The 20,016-nt window shown below is 69.0% G+C and carries 17 protein-coding genes; 8 read left to right on the top strand and 9 right to left on the bottom strand.

Features of this window, described 5'->3' with window-relative positions:
* Nucleotides 1–45: 45 nt before the first annotated feature.
* From ACGFNP_RS29085 to ACGFNP_RS29075, 3 genes are all read right to left on the bottom strand, one after another.
* Complete coding sequence (locus ACGFNP_RS29085) at nt 46–177, bottom strand: SapB/AmfS family lanthipeptide (RefSeq protein ID WP_214639519.1); 132 nt, start codon at nt 175–177, stop codon at nt 46–48.
* 3 nt (nt 178–180) lie between these two features.
* Nucleotides 181–2,739: a class III lanthionine synthetase LanKC gene (gene lanKC, locus ACGFNP_RS29080; protein WP_393324321.1), complete on the bottom strand. Its 2,559-nt coding sequence runs from the start codon at nt 2,737–2,739 to the stop codon at nt 181–183.
* Nucleotides 2,740–2,815: 76 nt separating this feature from the next.
* Entirely contained in the window at nt 2,816–3,922 is a 1,107-nt protein-coding gene (locus ACGFNP_RS29075) for a sensor histidine kinase (RefSeq protein WP_393324318.1), read from the bottom strand.
* Between the two features lie 212 nt (nt 3,923–4,134).
* Between ACGFNP_RS29075 and ACGFNP_RS29070 the strand changes: the two genes are divergently transcribed.
* Entirely contained in the window at nt 4,135–5,103 is a 969-nt protein-coding gene (locus ACGFNP_RS29070; protein WP_358312585.1) for an aldo/keto reductase, read from the top strand.
* Nucleotides 5,104–5,456: 353 nt separating this feature from the next.
* Complete coding sequence (gene polX, locus ACGFNP_RS29065) at nt 5,457–7,139, top strand: DNA polymerase/3'-5' exonuclease PolX (protein ID WP_358312589.1); 1,683 nt, start codon at nt 5,457–5,459, stop codon at nt 7,137–7,139.
* Between the two features lie 98 nt (nt 7,140–7,237).
* On the opposite strand, the gene ACGFNP_RS29060 is transcribed toward polX, so the two are convergent.
* The gene (locus tag ACGFNP_RS29060) at nt 7,238–7,831 is read right to left on the bottom strand and encodes a dihydrofolate reductase family protein (protein ID WP_393324313.1); all 594 of its coding nucleotides are present in this window, start codon (nt 7,829–7,831) and stop codon (nt 7,238–7,240) included.
* A 356-nt stretch (nt 7,832–8,187) separates the two neighbouring features.
* On the opposite strand from ACGFNP_RS29060, the gene ACGFNP_RS29055 reads away from it, so the two are divergent.
* Nucleotides 8,188–8,940, top strand: a complete 753-nt coding sequence (locus ACGFNP_RS29055) for a hypothetical protein (protein WP_393324310.1) — start codon at nt 8,188–8,190, stop codon at nt 8,938–8,940.
* Nucleotides 8,941–9,262: 322 nt separating this feature from the next.
* Here ACGFNP_RS29055 and ACGFNP_RS29050 read toward each other — a convergent pair whose 3' ends face one another.
* Complete coding sequence (locus tag ACGFNP_RS29050; RefSeq protein WP_358312599.1) at nt 9,263–9,883, bottom strand: hypothetical protein; 621 nt, start codon at nt 9,881–9,883, stop codon at nt 9,263–9,265.
* Nucleotides 9,884–10,271: 388 nt separating this feature from the next.
* Here ACGFNP_RS29050 and ACGFNP_RS29045 point away from each other — a divergent pair, with 388 nt between their 5' ends.
* On the top strand, nt 10,272–11,318 hold the full coding sequence (locus tag ACGFNP_RS29045; RefSeq protein WP_393324307.1) for a sulfite oxidase: 1,047 nt from the start codon (nt 10,272–10,274) through the stop codon (nt 11,316–11,318).
* A 142-nt stretch (nt 11,319–11,460) separates the two neighbouring features.
* Complete coding sequence (locus ACGFNP_RS29040) at nt 11,461–13,125, top strand: wax ester/triacylglycerol synthase family O-acyltransferase (RefSeq protein ID WP_393324304.1); 1,665 nt, start codon at nt 11,461–11,463, stop codon at nt 13,123–13,125.
* On the opposite strand, the gene ACGFNP_RS29035 is transcribed toward ACGFNP_RS29040, so the two are convergent.
* Together ACGFNP_RS29035 and ACGFNP_RS29030 are read right to left on the bottom strand one after the other, a co-directional pair.
* Nucleotides 13,063–13,608, bottom strand: a complete 546-nt coding sequence (locus ACGFNP_RS29035; protein WP_358312608.1) for a helix-turn-helix domain-containing protein — start codon at nt 13,606–13,608, stop codon at nt 13,063–13,065. The two genes, ACGFNP_RS29040 and ACGFNP_RS29035, sit on opposite strands and share 63 nt — an antisense overlap.
* A gap of 70 nt (nt 13,609–13,678) precedes the next feature.
* Complete coding sequence (locus ACGFNP_RS29030) at nt 13,679–13,915, bottom strand: hypothetical protein (RefSeq protein ID WP_393324301.1); 237 nt, start codon at nt 13,913–13,915, stop codon at nt 13,679–13,681.
* A 223-nt stretch (nt 13,916–14,138) separates the two neighbouring features.
* Between ACGFNP_RS29030 and ACGFNP_RS29025 the strand changes: the two genes are divergently transcribed.
* Both ACGFNP_RS29025 and ACGFNP_RS29020 read left to right on the top strand, forming a co-directional pair.
* Nucleotides 14,139–15,068, top strand: coding sequence for an aldo/keto reductase (locus tag ACGFNP_RS29025; protein WP_393324298.1), 930 nt, complete (start codon nt 14,139–14,141; stop codon nt 15,066–15,068).
* Between the two features lie 127 nt (nt 15,069–15,195).
* Entirely contained in the window at nt 15,196–16,689 is a 1,494-nt protein-coding gene (locus ACGFNP_RS29020; protein WP_393324295.1) for an APC family permease, read from the top strand.
* A 23-nt stretch (nt 16,690–16,712) separates the two neighbouring features.
* Here ACGFNP_RS29020 and ACGFNP_RS29015 read toward each other — a convergent pair whose 3' ends face one another.
* Nucleotides 16,713–18,323, bottom strand: coding sequence for a cation acetate symporter (locus ACGFNP_RS29015; protein ID WP_393324292.1), 1,611 nt, complete (start codon nt 18,321–18,323; stop codon nt 16,713–16,715).
* Entirely contained in the window at nt 18,320–18,649 is a 330-nt protein-coding gene (locus ACGFNP_RS29010; protein WP_358312625.1) for a DUF485 domain-containing protein, read from the bottom strand. Before ACGFNP_RS29010 ends, ACGFNP_RS29015 begins: the two co-directional genes overlap by 4 nt.
* A 269-nt stretch (nt 18,650–18,918) precedes the next feature.
* Here ACGFNP_RS29010 and ACGFNP_RS29005 point away from each other — a divergent pair, with 269 nt between their 5' ends.
* Entirely contained in the window at nt 18,919–20,016 is a 1,098-nt protein-coding gene (locus tag ACGFNP_RS29005) for a helix-turn-helix transcriptional regulator (RefSeq protein WP_358312628.1), read from the top strand.

The raw sequence follows: 20,016 nt of genomic DNA, 5'->3' as shown, positions 1-20,016 counted from the left end.
CGATCCCCGCGCCGCGATGAGCGGCGCGGGGATCGGCGCCTTTTATCAGTGACAAAGTGCGACACTGAGGTTGCTCGGGTGGCCTGACTGACACGTCAGAGCGGTCAGAGTGCTGCCGCCGCTGGCGACGTCGCTGCTGGCCGGGGTCTCGAGACCCTGCAGGTCGAGAAGTACCATGTTCTACACCTCCTTCCGGGACTGGTGGGAGTCAGGCCGCCGTTCGGCGGCGGCCTCAAGGAAGGGCAGGCGTCGCGGCTGTTCGCCCATCACTGTGCCGAGGGCGAACAGGACGCCTGCCGTTCCGGTCGCGAAATCCATGGAGAAGCGCAGCAGTTGGTCGCCGGGGAAGGCCAGACCGCCGCCGTACGGCAACGCGTGCCAGCGCATGCCCTTGACCTGGGCGTCGGCCGGCCCGCCAAGCCCGCACCCGAGGGCGGCGACGATGCCCGCGCGCCCGGTGAACAGCCCCGGCTGGACGAAGAACCCGGAACGCGCGACCAGCCGCAGATCTCGTAGTGCGGCCGCGAACGTCTCGTCTTCCCGGTGCGCCAGGTAGCGGGCGAGCACCAGGCCGATCCCGACGGACCCCTCGTCCAGGTACGGCAGCAGCCGCCACCCCTGGTTCACCTGGAGCGAGCCGTCCTCGGCCGCGCGGCAGCGGCGCAGGTCCTGCCGGAGCGCGACGGCAGCCAGGTCGAGCAGCGCCGTGTCACCGGTGCGTTCGTAGGCGTGCAGGAACAGCAGGGCCGGTCCCGAGGAGCCGTACATGAGCCCGGCCCGTGGATTCGTGCCGCCGCTGAGCTCGGGGACGTCGTCGGCGCCGCCGAGCCGGTCCGCGCAGATGTCGACGGCCCGGAGCGCGCTCTGTTCGAGTTCGGGTTCGTCCAGGTGGAAGAGGTTCAGTCCGATGCCGGACAGGCCGGAGAAGAGCGCCGATTCCAGGCGGTCCCACTTCTCGCGCAGGCTGATCTCGATCACGTCGAGCGCGTCCTGCCGGTGGCCGAGCAGGTTGAGTACGTGGGCGATGCCGTGCAGGCCGTCGTAGAAGCCGAGGCCGGAGCCTGGCGCCGGACGCTTGGCCCGGGAGAGCAGCCAGTTCTCGTACTCGGGGAAGCGTCCGGCTCCGGTCGCCTCCAGGGCGTACAGGACGCCGGCGGCGCCGTACGCGAGGTTGAGGCCGCCGCCCGGCTGGAACTGGGCCACGTCACCGGGGAAGAGCCGGTCGTCGCGTTCGGGTGTCGCGGCGGCCCGGACGGCCCGCCACATGGCGGCACGCAGTTCGGGCCAGGGGGCGCTCCCGGGCATCGGCAGGGCGCGCATCTCACCGTCGTCGCGCTCGTCGCCCGCGATCGTGGACACGGCCGGCGCGATCTCGGGGGTGAACGTGTCGCCCACGATCTCGCCCAGGTGCCGGACCTTGGCCCGGTGTAACGGCAGCATGATGGTGCACTGCGGGGCGAACAGCCCGAGCCGCAGGCAGGCCATCGCGTACCTGTCGACGTCGACGCCCTGCCGGTCGGCCGGCGCCACGTACGCGGGGTGGGCCAGCGCGGCGCGACCGCCCTCCTCGGCGAGCGTGGCGACCTCGTAGTCGATGAGCACGACGCGGCCGCTCTCGGTCAGCAGGATGTTGTCGGGGTGCAGGTCGCCGAAGACCACGCCGCGCTCGTGCAGCGTCCCGAGCGCCTGCTCCACCCGGTCCAGGGTGTCGAGGGCCCAGTCCGTGTAGCCGGCGAGGTCGTCCGGGGTGCAGGTCGCCCGGGTCAGGGGGTACCTGTGCACCAGGCGCCGTTGCAGCGTGGTCCCGTCGACGAACTCCTGCACCAGGAAGTGATGCTCGCCGAGGGTGAAGTAGCCGAGCAGGTCCGGCGCCGCGGGCAGCCCGGCCAGGCGGCGCAGGATGTCGCGCTCGTGCGTCAGCCGCGCCACCGCGTCGCGTCCCGCCGTGTCGAGCCCGGCGTGCGGCCTGGCCTCCTTCAGCACGACCCGGTCGCCGGTCCGCTGGTCACGGCCGAGGTAGACGCCGCCGCCGTTGGAGAAGTGCAGCACCTTCTCGATCTCGTACGGCAGGCCGGTCGTGGTCACGGCGTTGCGCGCGGCGAGATGGGGTTCCAGGAACTCGGGCAGCGTCGCCCAGGCAGGCACCGAGAACGTGGCGCCCCGCACGTCGGGCACGAGTTGCCCGCCGCCGTCCTCGATGGCCAGCACCCGCTCGCCGCCGCCGGACAGGCAGTGCCGCTCGGCGAAGCCGCCGTAGCGGACGAACAGCGGTCCCTCGCCGTAGCGCAGGTCGCTCAGGATGTACGGGCCGCGCACGTCGCGCAGCAGTTCGTCCAGCTCTTTGAGGACGAGTTCGAGCTGGCCCTCGTCGCGGGGGTAGATCGTGATCAGTTTGCCGCTCGACGCCCGCGAGGCCGCCTTGGAGTTGAGCATGACGTGGACCGGGACACCGCGCAGGAACTTGAACGCGATCCCGCGTGGCATGCAGTAGTCCCAGACGGTCTCCACGGCCCGTTCGGCGTCGTCCACACGGGCCGACACGTGAATCTTCCAGCCCTGGGAAGGCAGGGGCGCCGCTCCGCCCGGCGCGTAATAGCACCAGGTCTCGGTCACCTCGTGCAGCCATCCTTCGGGAACCGGCCGGCGCACGATGGGGAAATCAGCGTCCTCGGCGGTGCTGTGCTCGAGGGTGTCGTAGAAACGACCGTCCGCGAGGCAGTACAGCTCATACTGGTCCATCTGACGCGACCTCCCGTGCGTTGTCAATTAGAGAATGACAACTCGCGAAGAAGGCGTCTAGTAACACACAACATTACTAAGGTGTGCTTATCTCATAGGCATTTGTGCGTTTTACACGTTTGTTTATCTGAGGAACATAAACCGAAAAGGTGAATTGGCCGCTGCGCACCGCGGTGATCTCCAGCCAGCCGCCCAGTCCGGACACCCGTTCGGTGAGGTTCATCAGCCCTTGGCCGGGCTCTCCCGCCCTGCGTACCGGGCGGACGCCGTCGTTCTTGATCGACAGCCGGACCATCTGGTCGCCTTCGAGCAACTGGATGGCGCAGTGCCGCGCCTCCGCGTGACGCAGCACGTTGGTCACGCCTTCGCGCAGGGCGTGGGTGAGCGTGTCGGCGACGTCCCCGGGCAGCTCCCGGCAGCTCACCCGGATCTGGCAGCGCACCCCGACCGACTCCAGCAGGGCGCGGGCCGAGCTCATCTCCCTTTCCAGCGAGGAGCGCCGCTCGCCGTGGGCGACGGCCCGCACGTCCCCGGCCAGGGTGCGCAGCAGTTCCAGCGTCTCGCCCACCTCCAGCTTCGCCTTGTCGTTGCCCTCCTCGACCAGCCGCTCGATGAGCTGCGTCTTCAGCACCAGGGCGGTGAGCCGGTGGCCCACCAGGTCGTGCAGGTCCCTGCTGAAGCGGCGCCGTTCCAGCGCCACGGTCGTACGGATGGTGTCGGTCCTGGCGGCGGCCAGTTGCTGCGCCCGCGCCGCCAGGCTCACCAGGGCGAACTCCATCAGGCCGAGCACCGGGCCGGCCAGCGCCCACCCCCGGTCCGTGAGCGCCTCGCGGGGAGCCGCGAGCAGGACGGGCCCGCAGCACACGGCCAGCGCCACCAGCGCCGTCGACCGGATCCGCTCGGCCACCAGCAGCAGCGCGCCGGCCAGCAGCCCGCACATCGGCGTCCACGCCGCGCCGAACAGCGCCAGCGGCAGGTACGTCAGCCACGCCTGCACGCCGACCAGCCACCACGCCGCGGACCCGCGCGCCAGAGTCCCCAGCACGAACTGGGCGTGGACGGCCAGCAGGGCGAGCAACGTCACCGAGGCCGTCAGCGAGGATCCGGAACCGGCCAACCCCCACTGCACCGGCACCGTCAGGGCGAGGAGCCCGGCCGTGAAGGCCAGCCAGGCCATGTTCATGGGGGACGCGGGAACAATGCCGAGTAAGCGCAGCCGGGGAACCGGCTGGCTTTCCAAACCATTCACTCGTCCCCCGATACGCTGCGTCGCGAGCACCGAACCAACCGTCTTTCCCACGTGGATTCTGTAAAGCTTCTCGGCTACATCGAGCACCACTCCCTGCCCGCCCCCGCCTGACTTACGCCGTGCGACGTGGTCCTAGGGTTACCGGTATGGATTACAGACGACTTGGTGACACCGGCCTGCGGGTCTCGCGCATCTGCCTGGGCATGATGAGCTACGGCGATCCGGCCAGGCAGGAATGGGCGCTGCCCGAGGACGAGGCCGAGCCGCTCGTCCGCCGGGCCGCCGACGGCGGTGTCACGTTCTTCGACACGGCCGACGTCTACAGCGCCGGCGCGAGCGAGGTCGTGACGGGGAACATCCTGCGCAAGATCTTCCCCAGGCGCGAGGACTATGTGCTGGCCACGAAGGTCTATTTCCCGATGGGCAAGGGGGTCAACGACCGGGGCCTGTCGCGCAAGCACATCCTCAACTCGATCGACGCCTCGCTGCGCCGGCTGGGCACCGACTATGTGGACCTTTACCAGATCCACCGGTGGGACGACGAGACGCCCATCGAGGAGACCATGGAGGCGCTGCACGACGTGGTCAGGTCCGGCAAGGTCCGCTACATCGGCGCCTCGACCATGTGGGCGTGGCAGTTCGCCAAGGCGCAGCACGTGGCGCAGGACAACGGGTGGACCAGGTTCGTGTCCATGCAGAACCACTACAACCTGCTGTACCGCGAGGAGGAGCGGGAGATGCTCCCGCTCTGCGCGGACCAGGGCGTGGGCGTGATCCCTTGGAGCCCGCTGGCGCGCGGCGTCCTGGCCCGCGCGGGCGCGTCGGAATCGACGACCAGGGCGGGCTCCGACTCGCGCATCGACGCCCTCTACGATCCCGCGAACGACGGGCTCATCCTGGACCGGGTGGCGGAGGTCGCGCGGGAGCACGGGCTGCCGGCGGCCCAGATCGCGCTGGCCTGGGTGCTGCGCCAGCCGACCGTCACCGCTCCGATCGTCGGGGCCACCAAGCCGGGCCACGTGGACGACGCGCTCGCCGCGCTGTCCGTGTCCCTGTCCGACAAGAACCTGGCCTCCCTCGCCGACCCGTACCGCCCCCGCGAGGTGCGTATGTGAGTTGTTTTTGCGGCTTTCTTTACGGCTTTCTTTACGGCCAGCACGGGAGGACCCACCCGCCCTGCTGTGCTGGGGTCTCTCCAGGGGAACGCTCCTCCGGCGGAGGTGGTCGGGCGCCGTTACGTGCGTGTTCTTGACCCATCTGGGTGGTCGTTCCGCGGCCGCCTGGACGGTCGGGCTCTCGTCCGGTCCCGATGGGCTTCCCTGGACACTGTACGCGTCCGATCCGTCACTGTCGCGTATCACCTTTATGTCACCTGGGCTTCCTGGACGGCTCCGGGACCTCACGCCGGCTCCGTCCGTGCCTGGCCCCGCGCTCGCCGTTTGTCGGAGTGGATCCCTAAGCTGGCTCCATGGCTAGGGCTAACGATGATGCGGCGGCGGCGCTTACCGAATACGCGGAGCTGTTCGCGTTGACCGGCGGCGACGCGTTCCGGGTGCGGAGCTATCAGAAGGCCGCCAAGGCGATCGCCGGGTTCCCCGAGGACATCTCGGTGGCCGACGTACGCGGGGTGCCGGGTGTGGGCGAGGCGATCGCCAAGAAGATGGAGGAGTTCCTGCAGCGCGGGAGCTTCCGCCAGCTCGACGACCTGCGCGGCCGGGTGCCCGAAGGGGTGCGGCGGCTGACCCGCGTGCCGACCCTGGGGCCGAAGACCGCGATCATGCTGTTCGAGGACTACGGCATCGACTCCCCGGCGGCACTCGGCGAGGCGATCACCTCCGGGCGGCTCGACGGCGTCAAGGGGCTCGGCCCGAAAACCCTCGCCAACCTGCTCAAGGGCATCGAGCAGCTCGAACAGTCGGGCCGCAGGGTGCACATCGGCGTCGCCATGTCCCTGGCCGAGCAGGTGATGACGTCGCTGAAGGCCGAGCGCATCGCCTACGCCGGGTCGCTGCGGCGGATGAAGGACACGATCGGCGACATCGACATCCTGGCCGTGGCGCCAGAGTCCATCATGACGGAGTTCCGCGCCCAGCCCTATGTGGCGGAGGTCATCGCGGCGGGCGACAAGAAGACGTCGGTACGCACCACGTCCGGCCTCCAGGTGGACCTGCGCGTGGTGCCCGCCGAGTCGTGGGGCGCGGCGATGCAGTACTTCACCGGCTCCAAGGAGCACAACGTCGCCATCCGGGAGATGGCGGTGAAGAAGGGGTGGAAGCTCTCGGAATACGGGCTGTTCGAGGGTGAAAGGGTGATCGCCTCGGAGACCGAGGAGGACATCTACGCCGCGCTCGGCATGCAGTTCGTACCTCCGCCCATGCGCGAGGACGGCGGCGAGGTGAAGGCGGCGCTCCGCGGCGAGCTGCCCGCCCTCGTACAACTCGCCGACCTCAAGGGCGACCTGCACACGCACACCAACCTGACGGACGGCATCGCCTCGCTGGAGGACATGGTGGCGGCGGGCCACGCCCGCGGCTACGTCTACTACGCGGTCACCGACCACGCCCCTGACCTGGCCATGCAGCGGATGACCCTGGACAAGGCGCTGGAGCAGCGGCAGCAGGTGGCGGACCTGCAACAGAAATATCCCGACATGCGACTCCTGCACGGCACTGAACTCAACATCGCCCCCGACGGCTCCGTCGACTGGCCCGGCGAGATCCTGCGCGAGTTCGACGTGTGCGTGGCCTCGGTCCATTCGCACTTCAGCATGTCCCGGGATGAGATGACCCGCCGCTTCATCGCCGCCTGCGAAAACCCCTATGTCGACATCATCGGCCACCCGACCACCCGCAAGATCGGCAAACGCCCGCAGGTGGACGCCGACTGGGAAGCCGTCTTCCGCGCGGCCGGCCGCACCGGGACGGCCATGGAGATCGACTCCTTCCCGGACAGATCCGACCTGCCCGCCGACCTGGTACGGCTGGCGAAGCACCATGGGGTGAAGTTCTCGATCGACAGCGATTCACACGCCATTCCCCACCTGACGAACCAGCGGTTCGGCATCGGGATCGCCCAGCGCGCGTGGCTGACCACGGAGGACGTCATCAACACCTGGCCGTTGGAGCGCCTGCTGGCATTCCTCGGCCGGTAGGCGCAGCCCTCCGCGTTTCCCGGCTGGGCGGCGCGGCCATCGTCCGATCGCCCCGCGCGGAACGCGCCGGCTCCCCGGGACTCATCCCGGGGAGCGCGTCAATTCTTCGCCACCTCAAACCTCAGGTGTGTGGCGAACGGCGACTCCAACACCCGAGTCCGCAGCAACCGGACCTGCTCGCCCCCGATCTCGAACAACCTGATCCCTTCCCCCAGCAGCACGGGCGCCAGGTGGATCTGCAGGTCGTCGACGAGCCCGGCACGGAGAAACTGCCGCCCCACATCGGCCCCGCCGCCGATCGCGATGCCCCGATCTCCCGCCACCGCCCGCGCCTGCGCCAACGCGCTCTCAACGCCGTCGGTGACGAACGTGAACGGCGAGCCCTCTCTGACCCACTCCTCCGGCGGCCGATGAGTCATCACGAAACAGGGCAGTCCACCCGGCGAATGACCACCCCAAGCCTCCGACATATCGAACGTCCTCCGCCCGACGATGATCGCCCCCACCTCAGCGGCCAGCTCGCCCAGGACCTCCGCATCGATCCCCTTCGGCCCGAAGCTGCCCCACTCGCCACCATGCACCCAGTCGTGCAGAACCTCCCCGCCCTCCCCGAGCCCCCGCCCAGGCTCGTCGTTCGGCGCGGCGATGAAACCGTCGAGGGACATCGAAATCGAGAAGATGACCTTACCCATGTAGCTCCTCCAGCCACTCGTGGTCGCTTTCGGTCCCGATGAAGACCGCCCGGCGCCTCAAAACTCATCACACGAAGGCCCATCCGGCTACGCCACAAAGGCGATCCCCACGGAATTGGTCCTCCGAAAGCGATCCCGACGAAGCCGGTCCCCCGAAGGCGATGCCCCGAAGCCGGTCCCCCAAAGGCGATCCCCACGAAGCCGGTCCCCACGAACGACACGCCGCCACGGCCCAACCCGCCCACCGGTCATCCCCCATGTCATCCCCAAGGATGACCACCCACAGGTTGATGTGGTTCCCCAGCCAAATACGAGAAAGTAATCCCCACCATCACCCCCACGAAAGGACGGCGATCATGCCACCGGCGCCCAAACGATCGAGAGCCCTGCCGAGGGCCCGCAAGATCTGGACCCGGGCTCTCGCGGCGCTGGCCGTGCTGCTCGTCGCCGCCATCGCCGGCGTGGCGGTGGCCTACCCGTCCGTGGCCGCCACGACCTGCCCCGGCTGCTATGGCCTGACAGAGCTCCGCCCAGGCGTCTACACCGAGCACGACCTATCGCCCCAGCAACGATCACAGGTCAGCCAGACGGTCGACGCCGCCACGAAGAGAGTCGACACCTTCTACGGCGGCAGGAAGAGCTCACCCAGCCTGCTCATCTGCACCACCGAGGAGTGCTACCAGCACATCGGCGGCCACCAGGAGCGCGGCATCGCCGTCCTGGACCGCTCGGTGATGCTGTCACCCCGCGGCCTCGACACGGTCATCGCGTCCCACGAGATGTCCCACGTCGAGCTCCACACCCGCCTCACCTCCGGGGCAGAGATCCCGCAATGGTTCGACGAGGGCCTCGCCGTAGTCGTCTCCGAAGACCCCCGCTACCTCGCCCCGCGAACGACCGGCGACCGCTGCCTGGTCCCACCGACCGCGCCACTACCGGTCTCCTTGGACGAGTGGCTGAGCACGGCCAGCAAGGAGCCGAACACGTATGCCAAGGCCGCCTGCCAAGTTGACCGCTGGCTCCGGACCAACGGGGACCGGCAGGGCTTAGAGTCCCTCATCCAGCACCTCAACGCCGGCAAGCCCTTCGACTCACTCGTCCCCAACTGAGCTCCCGCCCATTCACCCGCAGCTCAACCTCGCCCACGAGCGCCCCGACCAGCGGACCGGGAGGAGGACGATGCCCTGTGAGACCGTCGCAGCAAACGCGACCCCCACGAACAGGCCATCAACCACCTTCCTCACAGCGAACGCGACCCGCGCAAACAGGCTGTCAACCCGGCTCTTTGGAGCGCAGCGTGACCCGCACGATCACGACGTCCACCACGCTCTTCAGACCGGACACGACCCGCGCAAGCAGGGCATCACGCACCCTCCTCACAGCGAACGTGATCCGCGCAAGCAGTCCCGTCAGCCCCGCCCTGCGGAAGCCTTAGGCGGTCTTAGGGGGCGGCGAGTACAGCCACGGGTCGCGCAGGTCGAAGTACGTGGGCTCGCCCTCGAACATTCCCTTCCACGCCTCGAAGAGCTCCCGCATCTCGGCCGGGAGCGGCTTGCCCTCGCCTTCTCTGGCCGCCTGCTCGGAGGTGAAGTACGCGACCTCTGTGTATCCGCCGTCTCCATGCAGGGCGGCGAACCCACCGATGAGGTCAGGCCGGACCTCGGCCAAGCCCCGCTCGCCCCGAACGATGATCTCGTGCATGCGCTGCGGGTCCCGGATCCGTCCCTGCATCACCTGAACGAATCCCGCCGTATCTGACCCGCCCTCCAAGTACATGTACACCTCGGTGCAGTCATGGAAGGCCACCTCACCGCTGAAGAGCTTGGCGGTCTCGGCCCACCACTGACCCTGCTCTGGCCGCTCGCTGTTGCGCCGTGCCACCTCCTGCGACTCGAACCGCGCCGTGTTCACGAACATGCCGTCGTCGGTAACGCCGGCGGTCGTGCCGAGCCAGCCGTCCGCTCCCGGCGCGAGCTCGGCATGCCAGCGATCCAACGCCGTACGCATCTCGCCGGTGTCCGTGATCTGTCCCTGAATCACCTGGATGAACATCGCGGCCCCCTCGCTGTGTCCCTCAGATCCACGCTAGGAGCCCGCCCGTGAAGGTCGAGATGTCAGGGCCCCATGCCATGTCCAAAACTTGCTGTCGCTCCTTGACCATGGCGACCAGACACCACCCACCGCCCCCTCTTGCCGACCGCTAAGGAGTCGCCCACCGAATGGTCACCTCTTGCGGCCTCGCCAGCAGGCGTCTATAGCCCCATCGTCAGCCGGCTGCCGGTCACCTTTCGCGGCCTTGCTGGCATGCCTCCATGGCCCCGCGCCATGTGCCACCGTCTGAATCGCGGGCATGTTCTCATGCGGACCAGCTGGAGAGAAGCTCCGAGTCGCGATTAAATGGTTTCCCAGTAGGAAATACGGACTATGGAGGTGACGCCCCATGGAGCAAGCTCTCGCGACGATCGTCAAGCCGTTGCCCGCCCACCTGTTCAGGGTCCACGACGGCAGCGCCGAGATGCGGTGGGAAGCCATGGCTGGGCAGGGATACCACACCCCAATAGACCGATTTTTCGTGCGGAATCATACGTACACCCCCAACATCAACCCCACGACCTGGCGGCTCCGGCTCCACGGCTCGGGGCTGCGATGTCCTGGCGAGTACACCTACGACCAGCTTCGTGCCATGCCGTCACGGACCGTCGACGCCGCGATCGAGTGCGCCGGAAACGGGCGCCGACTGTACGGGACGCAGCAGCACAATCCGGCCCCGGGCACCCAGTGGGGACTGGGCGGGATCGGGGTGGCGCGGTGGCGCGGGGTGCCGCTCAGCTACCTGCTCCAGCACGCGGGCCTGCGGCGGGACGCCGTGGATCTGCTGCCGAGCGGTCTCGACGCGCTGTTCGAGGACCACGGGCATGTACGCAGGCCGCTCCCCGTCGGCAAGGCCATGGACGACGTGCTGGTCGCCTACGAGATGAACGGTCAGCCGCTCCCGCCCGACCACGGATTTCCGGTACGCCTGGTGGTGCCGGGATGGGTGGGAATAGCGTCCATCAAATGGCTGGGTGACATCGAAGTGGCGACCCGCGAGCTCACTTCACCGTGGAACACCGTCTTTTACCGCGACGTAACGACCCAGCCGGTGAAGAGCGCTTTCGAACTCGCGTGGAATGCGCGGCTGACGGCCGGTCGACCGTACATCCTGCACGGCAGGTCGTGGTCGGGACAGGGACGGATCGTCCGGGTCGAGGTCAGCATCGACGGTGGGCGGAGCTGGCACCAGGCCGAACACCACGGCCGGCACCTGGTCAGCGCCTGGCTGCCGTGGCACATCGAGTGGGCGCCCAAGCCGGCGGGGGCGTACGAGCTGATGGCGCGGGCGACCGACGAGACAGGCGTGACGCAGCCGCTGACCACGCCGCACCACCCGTTCGGATATCACTTCGGCGCCGTCGTACGACACCCTATTTCCGTTGTCCACGGATAGATAATTGTCACCGATCCGGTGTGAGCTGCGCATTGACTAAAGGGTCGTACGGCCTACCCGAATTCATCTGAAAGACTCTCGCGGAAACGTCGCGGCAATCCTCGCGTGTGATGGTAGCCACATTCCGAGAAAGGGAGAGCAGATGCGCCAGCTCACCGCCCTCGACGCCCAGTTCCTCAATGTCGAGTCCGCGACCACCGCCGCTCACGTGGCGGGCCTGGCGATCCTTGATCCAGCCGACGGCTACGTGACCCGCGACAACCTCGCGGCCTTGCTGCTGGAGCGGCTGCACCTATCACCCGCGCTCAGCCTGCGACTGGCGGAGGTGCCGCTCGGGCTCGACCGGCCTTACTGGGTGCCCGACCCCGATTTCGAGATCGGCAACCACCTGTTCGAGATGACGCTGCCCGCGCCCGGCGGTGAGCGGCAGCTCGCCGAGGCGGTGGCCGCCATCCACGCCCGCCGGCTCGACCGGGCCCATCCGCTGTGGGAGATGCACCTGATCAACGGGTTGGCCGGCGGTCTGATCGGTGTCTACACCAAGGTGCATCACGCGGCCATCGACGGCGTCTCAGGCGCGGAAACGCTCGCCACGCTGCTCGACCTCTCCCCCAACGCCCGCCATGCACTCCCACTCACCTGCAAGCCGGGCCAGCCGCCAAGCCAGATCAGCCGGACGGAACAGACGGGCCAGATCAGCCCGACAGGACGAACGGGCGGGACCGGCGGGGCCCATGGGACGGGCGGGACGGGCGGGACGGGCGGGACGGGCGGGACGGGCAAGGTCGTGGACAAAGTCTGGGACAAGGCACCGGACGCGGCTCGCCGATCCGCGAAAGACCAGGCCCCCAGCCTGGTGAGCATGCTGTCGGGCGCCGCCGTTCAGACCGCGACCCACCCCGTACGCGCCCTCCGCTCGGCCGTCAAGGCGGCCGGTGACCTCGACGCGATCCCCCTGGCCGCCACCATCCCCGGCTCGCGGCTGATCGCCAAGGCGGCCAGGTTCGTCGCCCGCGACGGGAAGCGCCGCCCCGAACTCCCCGGCCTGACCGTCCCGCGCACGCCGTTCAACGGGCCGATCAGCGGACGCCGGCACCTGTCGTTCGGTTCGGTCTCGCTCAAGGACGTCAAGAACGTGGCCAAGGCCAACGGGATGAGCGTCAACGACATCGTCATGGCGCTCTGCACGTCGGCGCTGCGGTCGTGGCTGGAGGAGCGTGACGCGCTGCCCGACGAGCCGCTGATCGTCGCGGTTCCCGTCGCGGTCCGTACGGCCGATGCCGGGGAGGTGGTGGGCAACCAGATCGCCGCCATGGTCACCCCGATGCCCACGAACGTCGCCGATCCGGTGCGACGGCTGCGGACCGTCGGCGCCACGATGAGCGCGGCCAAGCGGCGCTTCGCGCTGGCGCCGCCCGCCTGGCTGAACGAGCTCTGCTCGCTGCTGCCCGCGCCCATCACCAGCCTGGCGACCCCGATGATCTTCCGGCTGGCGTCGGTGACGTTCCCGCCGATCAACCTGATCATCAGCAACGTGCCCGGGCCGCAGTTCCCGTTGTACCTGTGCGGGGGACGGATCCTGTCGTATTATCCGCTGTCGGTGCTGACCGACCTGAGCGGCGGCGTGAACATCACCTGCTTCTCCTACGACGGCATGCTCGACTTCGGCGTGGTGGCCTGCCCTGAGCGGATGGACGACGTCTGGGGGCTGCTCGCCCACCTGAAGTCGGCCCTCGACGAGCTGTCAGATGAGCGAGTGGGCGATGAGTTCCGCGACCGCGTCGGGGTCGATCTGGTGGCCGGTTAGCTGGCAGAGGTTCTCCTGGTAGAGCAGTACGGCCGCGAACGTGGCCGCCGCCACCTCCAGCCGGGCCGCCCCGCCCCGCGCGCCCGGCAGCGCCAGTTCGAGCGCGAACCTGGCCCGGCTGATCAGCTCGCCGTTGAGGCGGCCGAGCCGCTCCTTGACCGAACCGTGCGTGTCGGCCTCACGGAACAGGATGCGCCGCATCGCCGGTGAGGCGTGCAGCGGCAGCCTGCGGGCCAGCCGCGACAGCGTGCCCGCCGGGTCGCCGGGCACGGCGTCGACGTCATGCCCCTCTTCGACCAGGGTGCGCTCGTCGATCAGCGCGACCAGGACATCGATCTTGCGCGGGAAGTAGTGGAAGATGAGCCCTTTGGGCACCGCGGCCAGCCTGGCGATGAGCGCGGTCGGCGTGGCCTCGTAACCGCCACCGGCGAAGAGTTCCTCCGCCGCGTCCAGGATGCGCGTCCGCGCGTCGCCGACCTCCACAGCCGCACCCTAGCGCCACCTATAACCCCCCGGTAATGCCGTGAAGGCGAGAGCCTCGTACGTGCGGACCTCATGGGGCTCCGATGGCCCGGGTGAGCATGGGGTAGGCCCGGTGCGGCTCCCGCCGCCAGGAGGCGTGGTCGTGCCCGCCTCGGTAGAAATGCGTCCGTACGGGAATCCCCAGCCCCGCAAGCCGCGCGGCCCGCTTGGCGAGGTCCTCGACCAGGTCACCCGCACCCGCAGCCACGTAGAGCTCGACCCCCTTGAGCTTCCCGACCTGGTCGTAGAGGTTGTGGGCGCACCACACGGCGCGCTGCTCGGGGCACCTTCGTGGTGTCGGCCGGCGCCCGTGACCTGATCGTCAGCTCCACCCTGCGCTCGTCGAGCCGCTTCTCCCCGACCACCTCGGCCGAAACCGGCTGAGTGGCGGGCTCGCCCTCACGATGAAGCAGGAGACCGCGCCGACCAGGCAGCCGCGCAATCGGGAAGCCACCGCAGTCTCCTTTTTCGGTGCGCGGATAATAGCGAGGATGAGATCAATCGCCACCACGGATCTGTCCGTGTTCCCGATATGTCTTGGCCCCAACGTCTTCGGCTGGACCGCCGACCGAGCGGCGTCCTTCGCGGTGCTCGACGCGTACGTCGAGGGCGGCGGCAACTTCATCGACACTGCCGACGTCTATCCCTACTGGGCCACCGGCGAGTCCACCTCCGAGATGATCATCGGTGACTGGCTGGCGGAGCGCGGCAACCGCGACTCGATCGTGCTGGCCACCAAGGTCGGCATGCTGAAGGGTCTGGAGGGCCTGGCGCCCGCGACCATCCGCACCGCCGTCGAGAACTCTCTGCGCCGGCTGCGTACCGACCGGATCGACCTCTACTGGGCGCACGTCGACGACCGCGACACCCCGCTCGCGGACACGCTGGCCACGTTCGGAGCGCTGATCGAGGAGGGCAAGATCCGCCACATCGGCGCCTCCAACTACGGCGCCGACCGGCTGGCGGAGGCGTTGCGGGTGGCCGGCGACGAGGGCCTGCCGAGGTACGTCGCGCTCCAGCAGCCGTACAACCTGGTTGAGCGCGGCTATGAGGGTGAGCTGCGGGACGTGGTGGCCAGGGAGGGGCTGTCCAGCACGCCATACTTCTCGCTGGCCCGCGGCTTCCTGACCGGCAAGTACACGCCGGGGACCACGGTCGACAGCCCGCGGGCGGGACAGGCGGCCTCGTACCTGGAGACGGATCACGGACCGCGGGTGATCGACGCCCTCACCAAGGTGGCCGCCGAGCGGGGCGTCGAACCGGCGGCGGTGGCGCTGGCGTGGCTCGCCGCCCAGCCCACGATTACCGCGCCGATCGCCAGCGCCCGCGACGTCAGGCAGCTCCAGCCGCTCCTCACGGCGGCCGCGCTCACCCTGACCACCGACGAACTGCACCTCCTGGACGAGGCCTCTCGCCCCTGACGCCATCACGACGGCCCCCCACGAAGCGGTCCAAGCGTCAAACACTCCGTGTGGAGCCCACGTGGCTGCTTGACGCCGGTCGGGGCGCGGCGGATCTTGGCAGGTAGACGCTGCTGAGGGGGCGCTCATGTCGACGTCCGGCGACGACCTGCTGTCCGAGCGCGTGGCGGGCGGGATCCTGCCGAAGGTGCTCACCACGTTCGACATGGTCGCCATCTTCGTGGCGATCGTGCTGTTCATCACGAACGCCGCGGTGATCCAGAGCGCCGGTCCGGCCGCGTTCGGCTGGTGGATCATCGCGTTCGCGCTGTTCCTCATCCCGTGCGCGATCGTGACCGGGCAGCTCGGCGCCATGTTCCCCGGCGAGGGCTCGATCTACTTGTGGACCAGCAAGGCTTTCGGGCCGTTCTGGGGGTTCTTCGCGGGGTTCTGCGCGTGGTGGCCGGGCGTGCTGGTGATGGTGGCCACGGGCACGCTGACGATCTCGTTCCTCGGCTTCGTGTTCCCCGCCGTGGGCGGGCTTCCGGTGCAGGCGCAGGGCGGGCTGATCGTGGCGATCCTGGTGCTGGCCGCCGTGCTGGCCGTGCTGCGGTTCCGGCTGACGCAGAACGTGGTCAACGTCGTCTTCCTCTCGTACGGCCTGGCCATCCTGCTGATCTTCGCGGCCGGAGTCGCCCACCTGCTGAAGGGGAACGCGGCGGCGACGAACCCGTGGGACTTCGCGGCCTGGAGCCCGTCGGCCGAGCACGGGATCAACTTCGCCAACTGGAGCTTCTTCGGCCTGGCGGTGCTGGCCCTGCTCGGCGTCGAGGTGCCGCTGAACATGGGTGTGGAGATCCGGCAGGACCGCGCGGTCACCCGCTACCTGCTGTGGGGCTCGCTCGCCGTGATGATCGCCTACCTCGCCGCCACCTGGGGCGTGATGGTCTCGGTCCCGGCGGACCGGTCGGCGCAGATCACCTCGGTGGCGGCCGCGGTCGGCATCGGGCTGGGCGAGTGGGCGGGCAAGCTGGTGGCGCTCCTGCTGGCGGCGATGTTCTTCATCATCACCGTCGTCTACAACTACTCCTTCGCCCGGCTGATCTTCGTCTCGGGGCTCGACCGGCGGCTGCCCCAGGCCGTCTCGCACGTCAACGCGCAGAAGGTGCCGGACGTGGCGGTGTGGATCCAGACGGTGCTGGCCGCGCTCTTCACCGTGGTGGCGTTCGTCGTGGTGCCCTTCGCGGCGGCCGCGCCGGCCGACGCGCAGACCGAGGTCTACAACGTGCTGCAGGCGGCGGTCACGGTCATCTGGTGCCTGTCGATCGTGGTGCTGTTCATCGACGTGCTCATCATCGTGCGCCGCTACCGGACCCAGTTCGAGGCGCGGCGGCTGGCCTCGCCCGCGGTCTTCTGGGTGGCCTCGATCGTCGGCGCCCTGGCCTCGCTGGTGGGGGTGATCGCCACGCTGTCGGGCTCGTGGACGCCGCTGATCTCCAACGACGCCGGCTCCTTCGCCCTGTTCGGGGCACGGATCTCCTACGGCACGTGGTTCTGGCTGGTGGGCGGCATCGCCCTGGCCTCGCTCCTGGTGGGCGCCCTGCTCTACCTGCTCGGCGCCAGGCAGAAGGGCCCGGCCTGAGCCGGGCCCTCCAACAGCGAGCGTCAGTGCTTGGTCGCCTGCTCGGCGCCGACACCGGTCAGGGAACGGACCTCGATCTCGGCGTACTTGGCCGCGTTGTACTCCTTGCTCATGATCGTGCCGAGGTAGCCGAACAGGAAGCCCAGCGGGATCGAGATGATGCCCGGGTTGCTCAGCGGGAACCAGTTGAAGGCGGCATCCTTGATCAGGGCCGTCTCCGACCCGGACACCACCGGCGAGAAGATGACCAGCACGAGCGCGGAGACCAGGCCACCGTAGATGGCGCTGACCGCTCCCGCCGTGTTGAACCTCTTCCAGAACAGGCTGTAGAGGATCGCCGGCAGGTTGCCCGAGGCGGCCACCGCGAACGCCAGTGCCACCAGGAACGCGACGTTCTGCCCCTGGGCCAGGATGCCGAGGCCGATCGCGACCGCGCCGATGACGAACGCCGAGATGCGGGCCACCAGCACCTCTTCGCGCTCGGTGGCGTTGCCGCGCCGGAAGACGTGCGCGTACAGGTCGTGCGCGAAGCTGGAGGAAGAGGCCAGCGTGAGCCCGGCCACCACGGCCAGGATCGTGGCGAAGGCCACCGCGCCGATCAGCGCCAGCAGGATCGTGCCGCCCGCCGAGCCGAGGAACGTCTCACCGATGGCCTTGGCCAGCAGCGGGGCGGCCGTGTTGCCCGCCTTGTCCGAGGTGGCGATCGCCTTGCTGCCGACAAGGGCCGCCGCGCCGAAGCCGAGGACCAGGGTGAGCAGGTAGAACACACCGATGATGCCGATGCCCCAGAGCACCGACTTGCGGGCGTCCTTGGCGGTCGGGACCGTGTAGAAGCGGATCAGGATATGCGGCAGGCCCGCCGTGCCGAGGACCAGGGCGAGGCCGAGGCTGATCAGGTCGATCTTGCCGGCCAGGCCCTGCGCCGCCGTGCCGTACTTGAGGCCGGGGATGAGGAAGCTGCCGTTCTTGCCGCTCTGCGTCGCCGCGTCGCCCAGCAGGGACGACAGGTTGAAGCCGTAGTGCGCCAGGACCAGGATCGTGATCAGGGCGGCGCCGGTCATCAGCAGCACGGCCTTGACGATCTGCACCCAGGTGGTGCCCTTCATGCCGCCGAACACCACGTACACGATCATCAGGGCGCCCACCCCGACGATCGTCCATGCCTTGCCCGAGGGGCTGGTGATGCCGAGCAGCAGGCCGACCAGCGCGCCCGCGCCCACCATCTGCGCCAGCAGGTAGAAGATGCTGACCGTGATCGTGGACACGCCCGCGGCGGTCCTGACCGGGCGCGGGCTCATCCGGAAGGCCAGCACGTCGGCCATGGTGAACTTGCCGGAGTTACGCATCAGCTCGGCGACCAGCAGCAGCGCGACCAGCCACGCCACCAGGAAGCCGATGGAGTAGAGGAACCCGTCGTAGCCGGACAGGGCGATGATGCCGGCGATGCCGAGGAAGGACGCGGCCGACATGTAGTCGCCGCCGATCGCCAGGCCGTTCTGCACGCCGCTGAACGACCGGCCGCCCGCGTAGTAGTCGGCGGCCGTCTTGGTCTGCCTGCTGGCCCAGAACGTGATGCCCAGCGTCAGCGCGACGAAGGACAGGAACAGGATGGTGGCCAGGGTCTCCGACTTCACTTGATCTTCTCCTCGACCTCGTGGCGGAGCTTGTCGGCGATCGGGTCGAAGCGCTTCTCGGCGTGCCTGGAGTAGGCCCACGCGATCGCGAACGTCGACACGAACTGCAGCAGGCCGAAGACCAGCGCCACGTTGATGTTGCCGAACAGCTTGATCCCCATGAAGTCACGCGCCCACCCGGACAGCACCACGTAGAGCAGGTACCACCCCAGGAAGGCCGCGGTCATCGGGAACGTCCACCGCCGGAAGCGCCGCTTCAGGTCCTGGAACTCAGCGCTTGATTGGATGTCTTCATAGACGGATGCGTCATGTTCTTTAGTCGTCACGAGCCCTCCACTGTGATGCGGATCACGCACAAGATAGGAGCGCAACCTACCCTGCGTGGAGGCCCGGGGACATGTGGTTCGACGAGCCGCCGCAGCTCAGCGCCTAGTTGGGGCGGGGATGCGATGAAAGGTCCTTTCCACGCGATGAACGGTTCGGGACAGTTCCGGCCCGCACTGAACCGGGAGATTCTGACCTTACTCTGCGTACTCAAATGACTACCCTGAGCGGCGATTGTCGTGAGACCTAACAGCATGCTGATCTGATCCGCGTGATTCCATCGCAGGATCGGCTGGCCCGCGAGCTCTACGCGGCGATGGGGCAGGGTGCGAGCCCCGACGAGCTGGGCGAGGCGATCTCGCGCGCCGTCTCGCGGTGGGTGAGTCATGACGCGCTGCGACTGGTCGGCACCAGCCCGGCGACCGGTCTGGGGCTCGGGTCCTTCAGCTTCTGGCACCGCTACGAGCCGGCGCTCATCCGCGCGCTCGCGATGAGCCGCTACCTCGACGGCGATCCGTGCCGCCCGGCCGCGCTGGCCCGGCTGCCCGTGCCGGTGGGCCTGGTGGGCGCGGGCAGCGGCGGCAGCCGCTGCAAGCAGCACGGCGAGGGGCCGTGCGACCTGCACGGCGACCGGCTGACGCGGGAGGTGCTGCTGGCGCACGGTGCGGGCTGCGAACTCCGGCTGCTGCTGCGCGACTCCCACGGTGTGTGGGGGTTGCTCGGGCTGATCCGCTCGGAGGGCGGGCGGCCGTTCGGCGCCGAGGACGCGGACAGAGCGGTACGGCTGGCCCCGGCGCTGCTGGCCGCGCTGCGTCGCTATGTGACCGTCGCGCCGCTGACCCCGTCGTTCCCGGCGCTGCCCGCGGGCCTGATCGTGATAGGCGCCGACCACGCAGTCCGCGCGGTCACGCCGCAGGCGCGCGCGTGGCTGGCGCAGATGTGGACGCCCGGCCGGTGCGACCTGCCCGACTGGCTGGCCGACACGTCGATGGAATGCCTGTCACTCGACACGCGGACATACGCCCGCGATCCGGATTCCTGGCGGCCACGGATCTGCGCGCCGGCGGCCATCTTCGGCCGCTGGACAGTGATCGAGGGCCAGCCTCTCTCCCCCGACGGCGACGGCGACGTGGCCATCGTCATCCAGGCGGCGACCGGCCCGCTGCTGCTCCCGTCGTTCTGCGAGTGGTACGGCATCACGCCCCGCGAACGCAGTGTCGTCGAGCTCCTGCACGACGGCGCGGCCCCCAAGCAGATCGCCCGCCGCCTGGACCTGTCGGTGCACACGGTCAACGACCACCTGAAGGCGGTCTTCCGCAAGACCGGCGCGAGCGGCCGCGACGAGCTCATGGCCGCGCTCACGGCCTGA

The sequence above is a fragment of the Nonomuraea sp. NPDC049269 genome, assembly GCF_043197155.1.
GTDB lineage: Bacteria > Actinomycetota > Actinomycetes > Streptosporangiales > Streptosporangiaceae > Nonomuraea.
The sequence above is the reverse complement of the archived record's forward strand: the minus strand, read 5'-3'. Positions and strand labels throughout refer to the sequence as shown.

What these genes read in the sequence shown, in the direction of transcription:
- ACGFNP_RS29040 (WP_393324304.1), top strand. Translation starts at nt 11,461, where the DNA reads ATGCGCCAGCTCACCGCCCTCGACGCCCAGTTCCTCAATGTCGAGTCC.
- ACGFNP_RS29060 (WP_393324313.1), bottom strand. Translation starts at nt 7,831, where the DNA reads ATGGGTAAGGTCATCTTCTCGATTTCGATGTCCCTCGACGGTTTCATC.
- polX (WP_358312589.1), top strand. Translation starts at nt 5,457, where the DNA reads ATGGCTAGGGCTAACGATGATGCGGCGGCGGCGCTTACCGAATACGCG.
- ACGFNP_RS29055 (WP_393324310.1), top strand. Translation starts at nt 8,188, where the DNA reads ATGCCACCGGCGCCCAAACGATCGAGAGCCCTGCCGAGGGCCCGCAAG.
- ACGFNP_RS29085 (WP_214639519.1), bottom strand. Translation starts at nt 177, where the DNA reads ATGGTACTTCTCGACCTGCAGGGTCTCGAGACCCCGGCCAGCAGCGAC.
- ACGFNP_RS29050 (WP_358312599.1), bottom strand. Translation starts at nt 9,883, where the DNA reads ATGTTCATCCAGGTGATTCAGGGACAGATCACGGACACCGGCGAGATG.
- ACGFNP_RS29070 (WP_358312585.1), top strand. Translation starts at nt 4,135, where the DNA reads ATGGATTACAGACGACTTGGTGACACCGGCCTGCGGGTCTCGCGCATC.
- ACGFNP_RS29020 (WP_393324295.1), top strand. Translation starts at nt 15,196, where the DNA reads ATGTCGACGTCCGGCGACGACCTGCTGTCCGAGCGCGTGGCGGGCGGG.
- ACGFNP_RS29045 (WP_393324307.1), top strand. Translation starts at nt 10,272, where the DNA reads ATGGAGCAAGCTCTCGCGACGATCGTCAAGCCGTTGCCCGCCCACCTG.
- ACGFNP_RS29025 (WP_393324298.1), top strand. Translation starts at nt 14,139, where the DNA reads ATGAGATCAATCGCCACCACGGATCTGTCCGTGTTCCCGATATGTCTT.
- lanKC (WP_393324321.1), bottom strand. Translation starts at nt 2,739, where the DNA reads ATGGACCAGTATGAGCTGTACTGCCTCGCGGACGGTCGTTTCTACGAC.
- ACGFNP_RS29075 (WP_393324318.1), bottom strand. Translation starts at nt 3,922, where the DNA reads ATGAACATGGCCTGGCTGGCCTTCACGGCCGGGCTCCTCGCCCTGACG.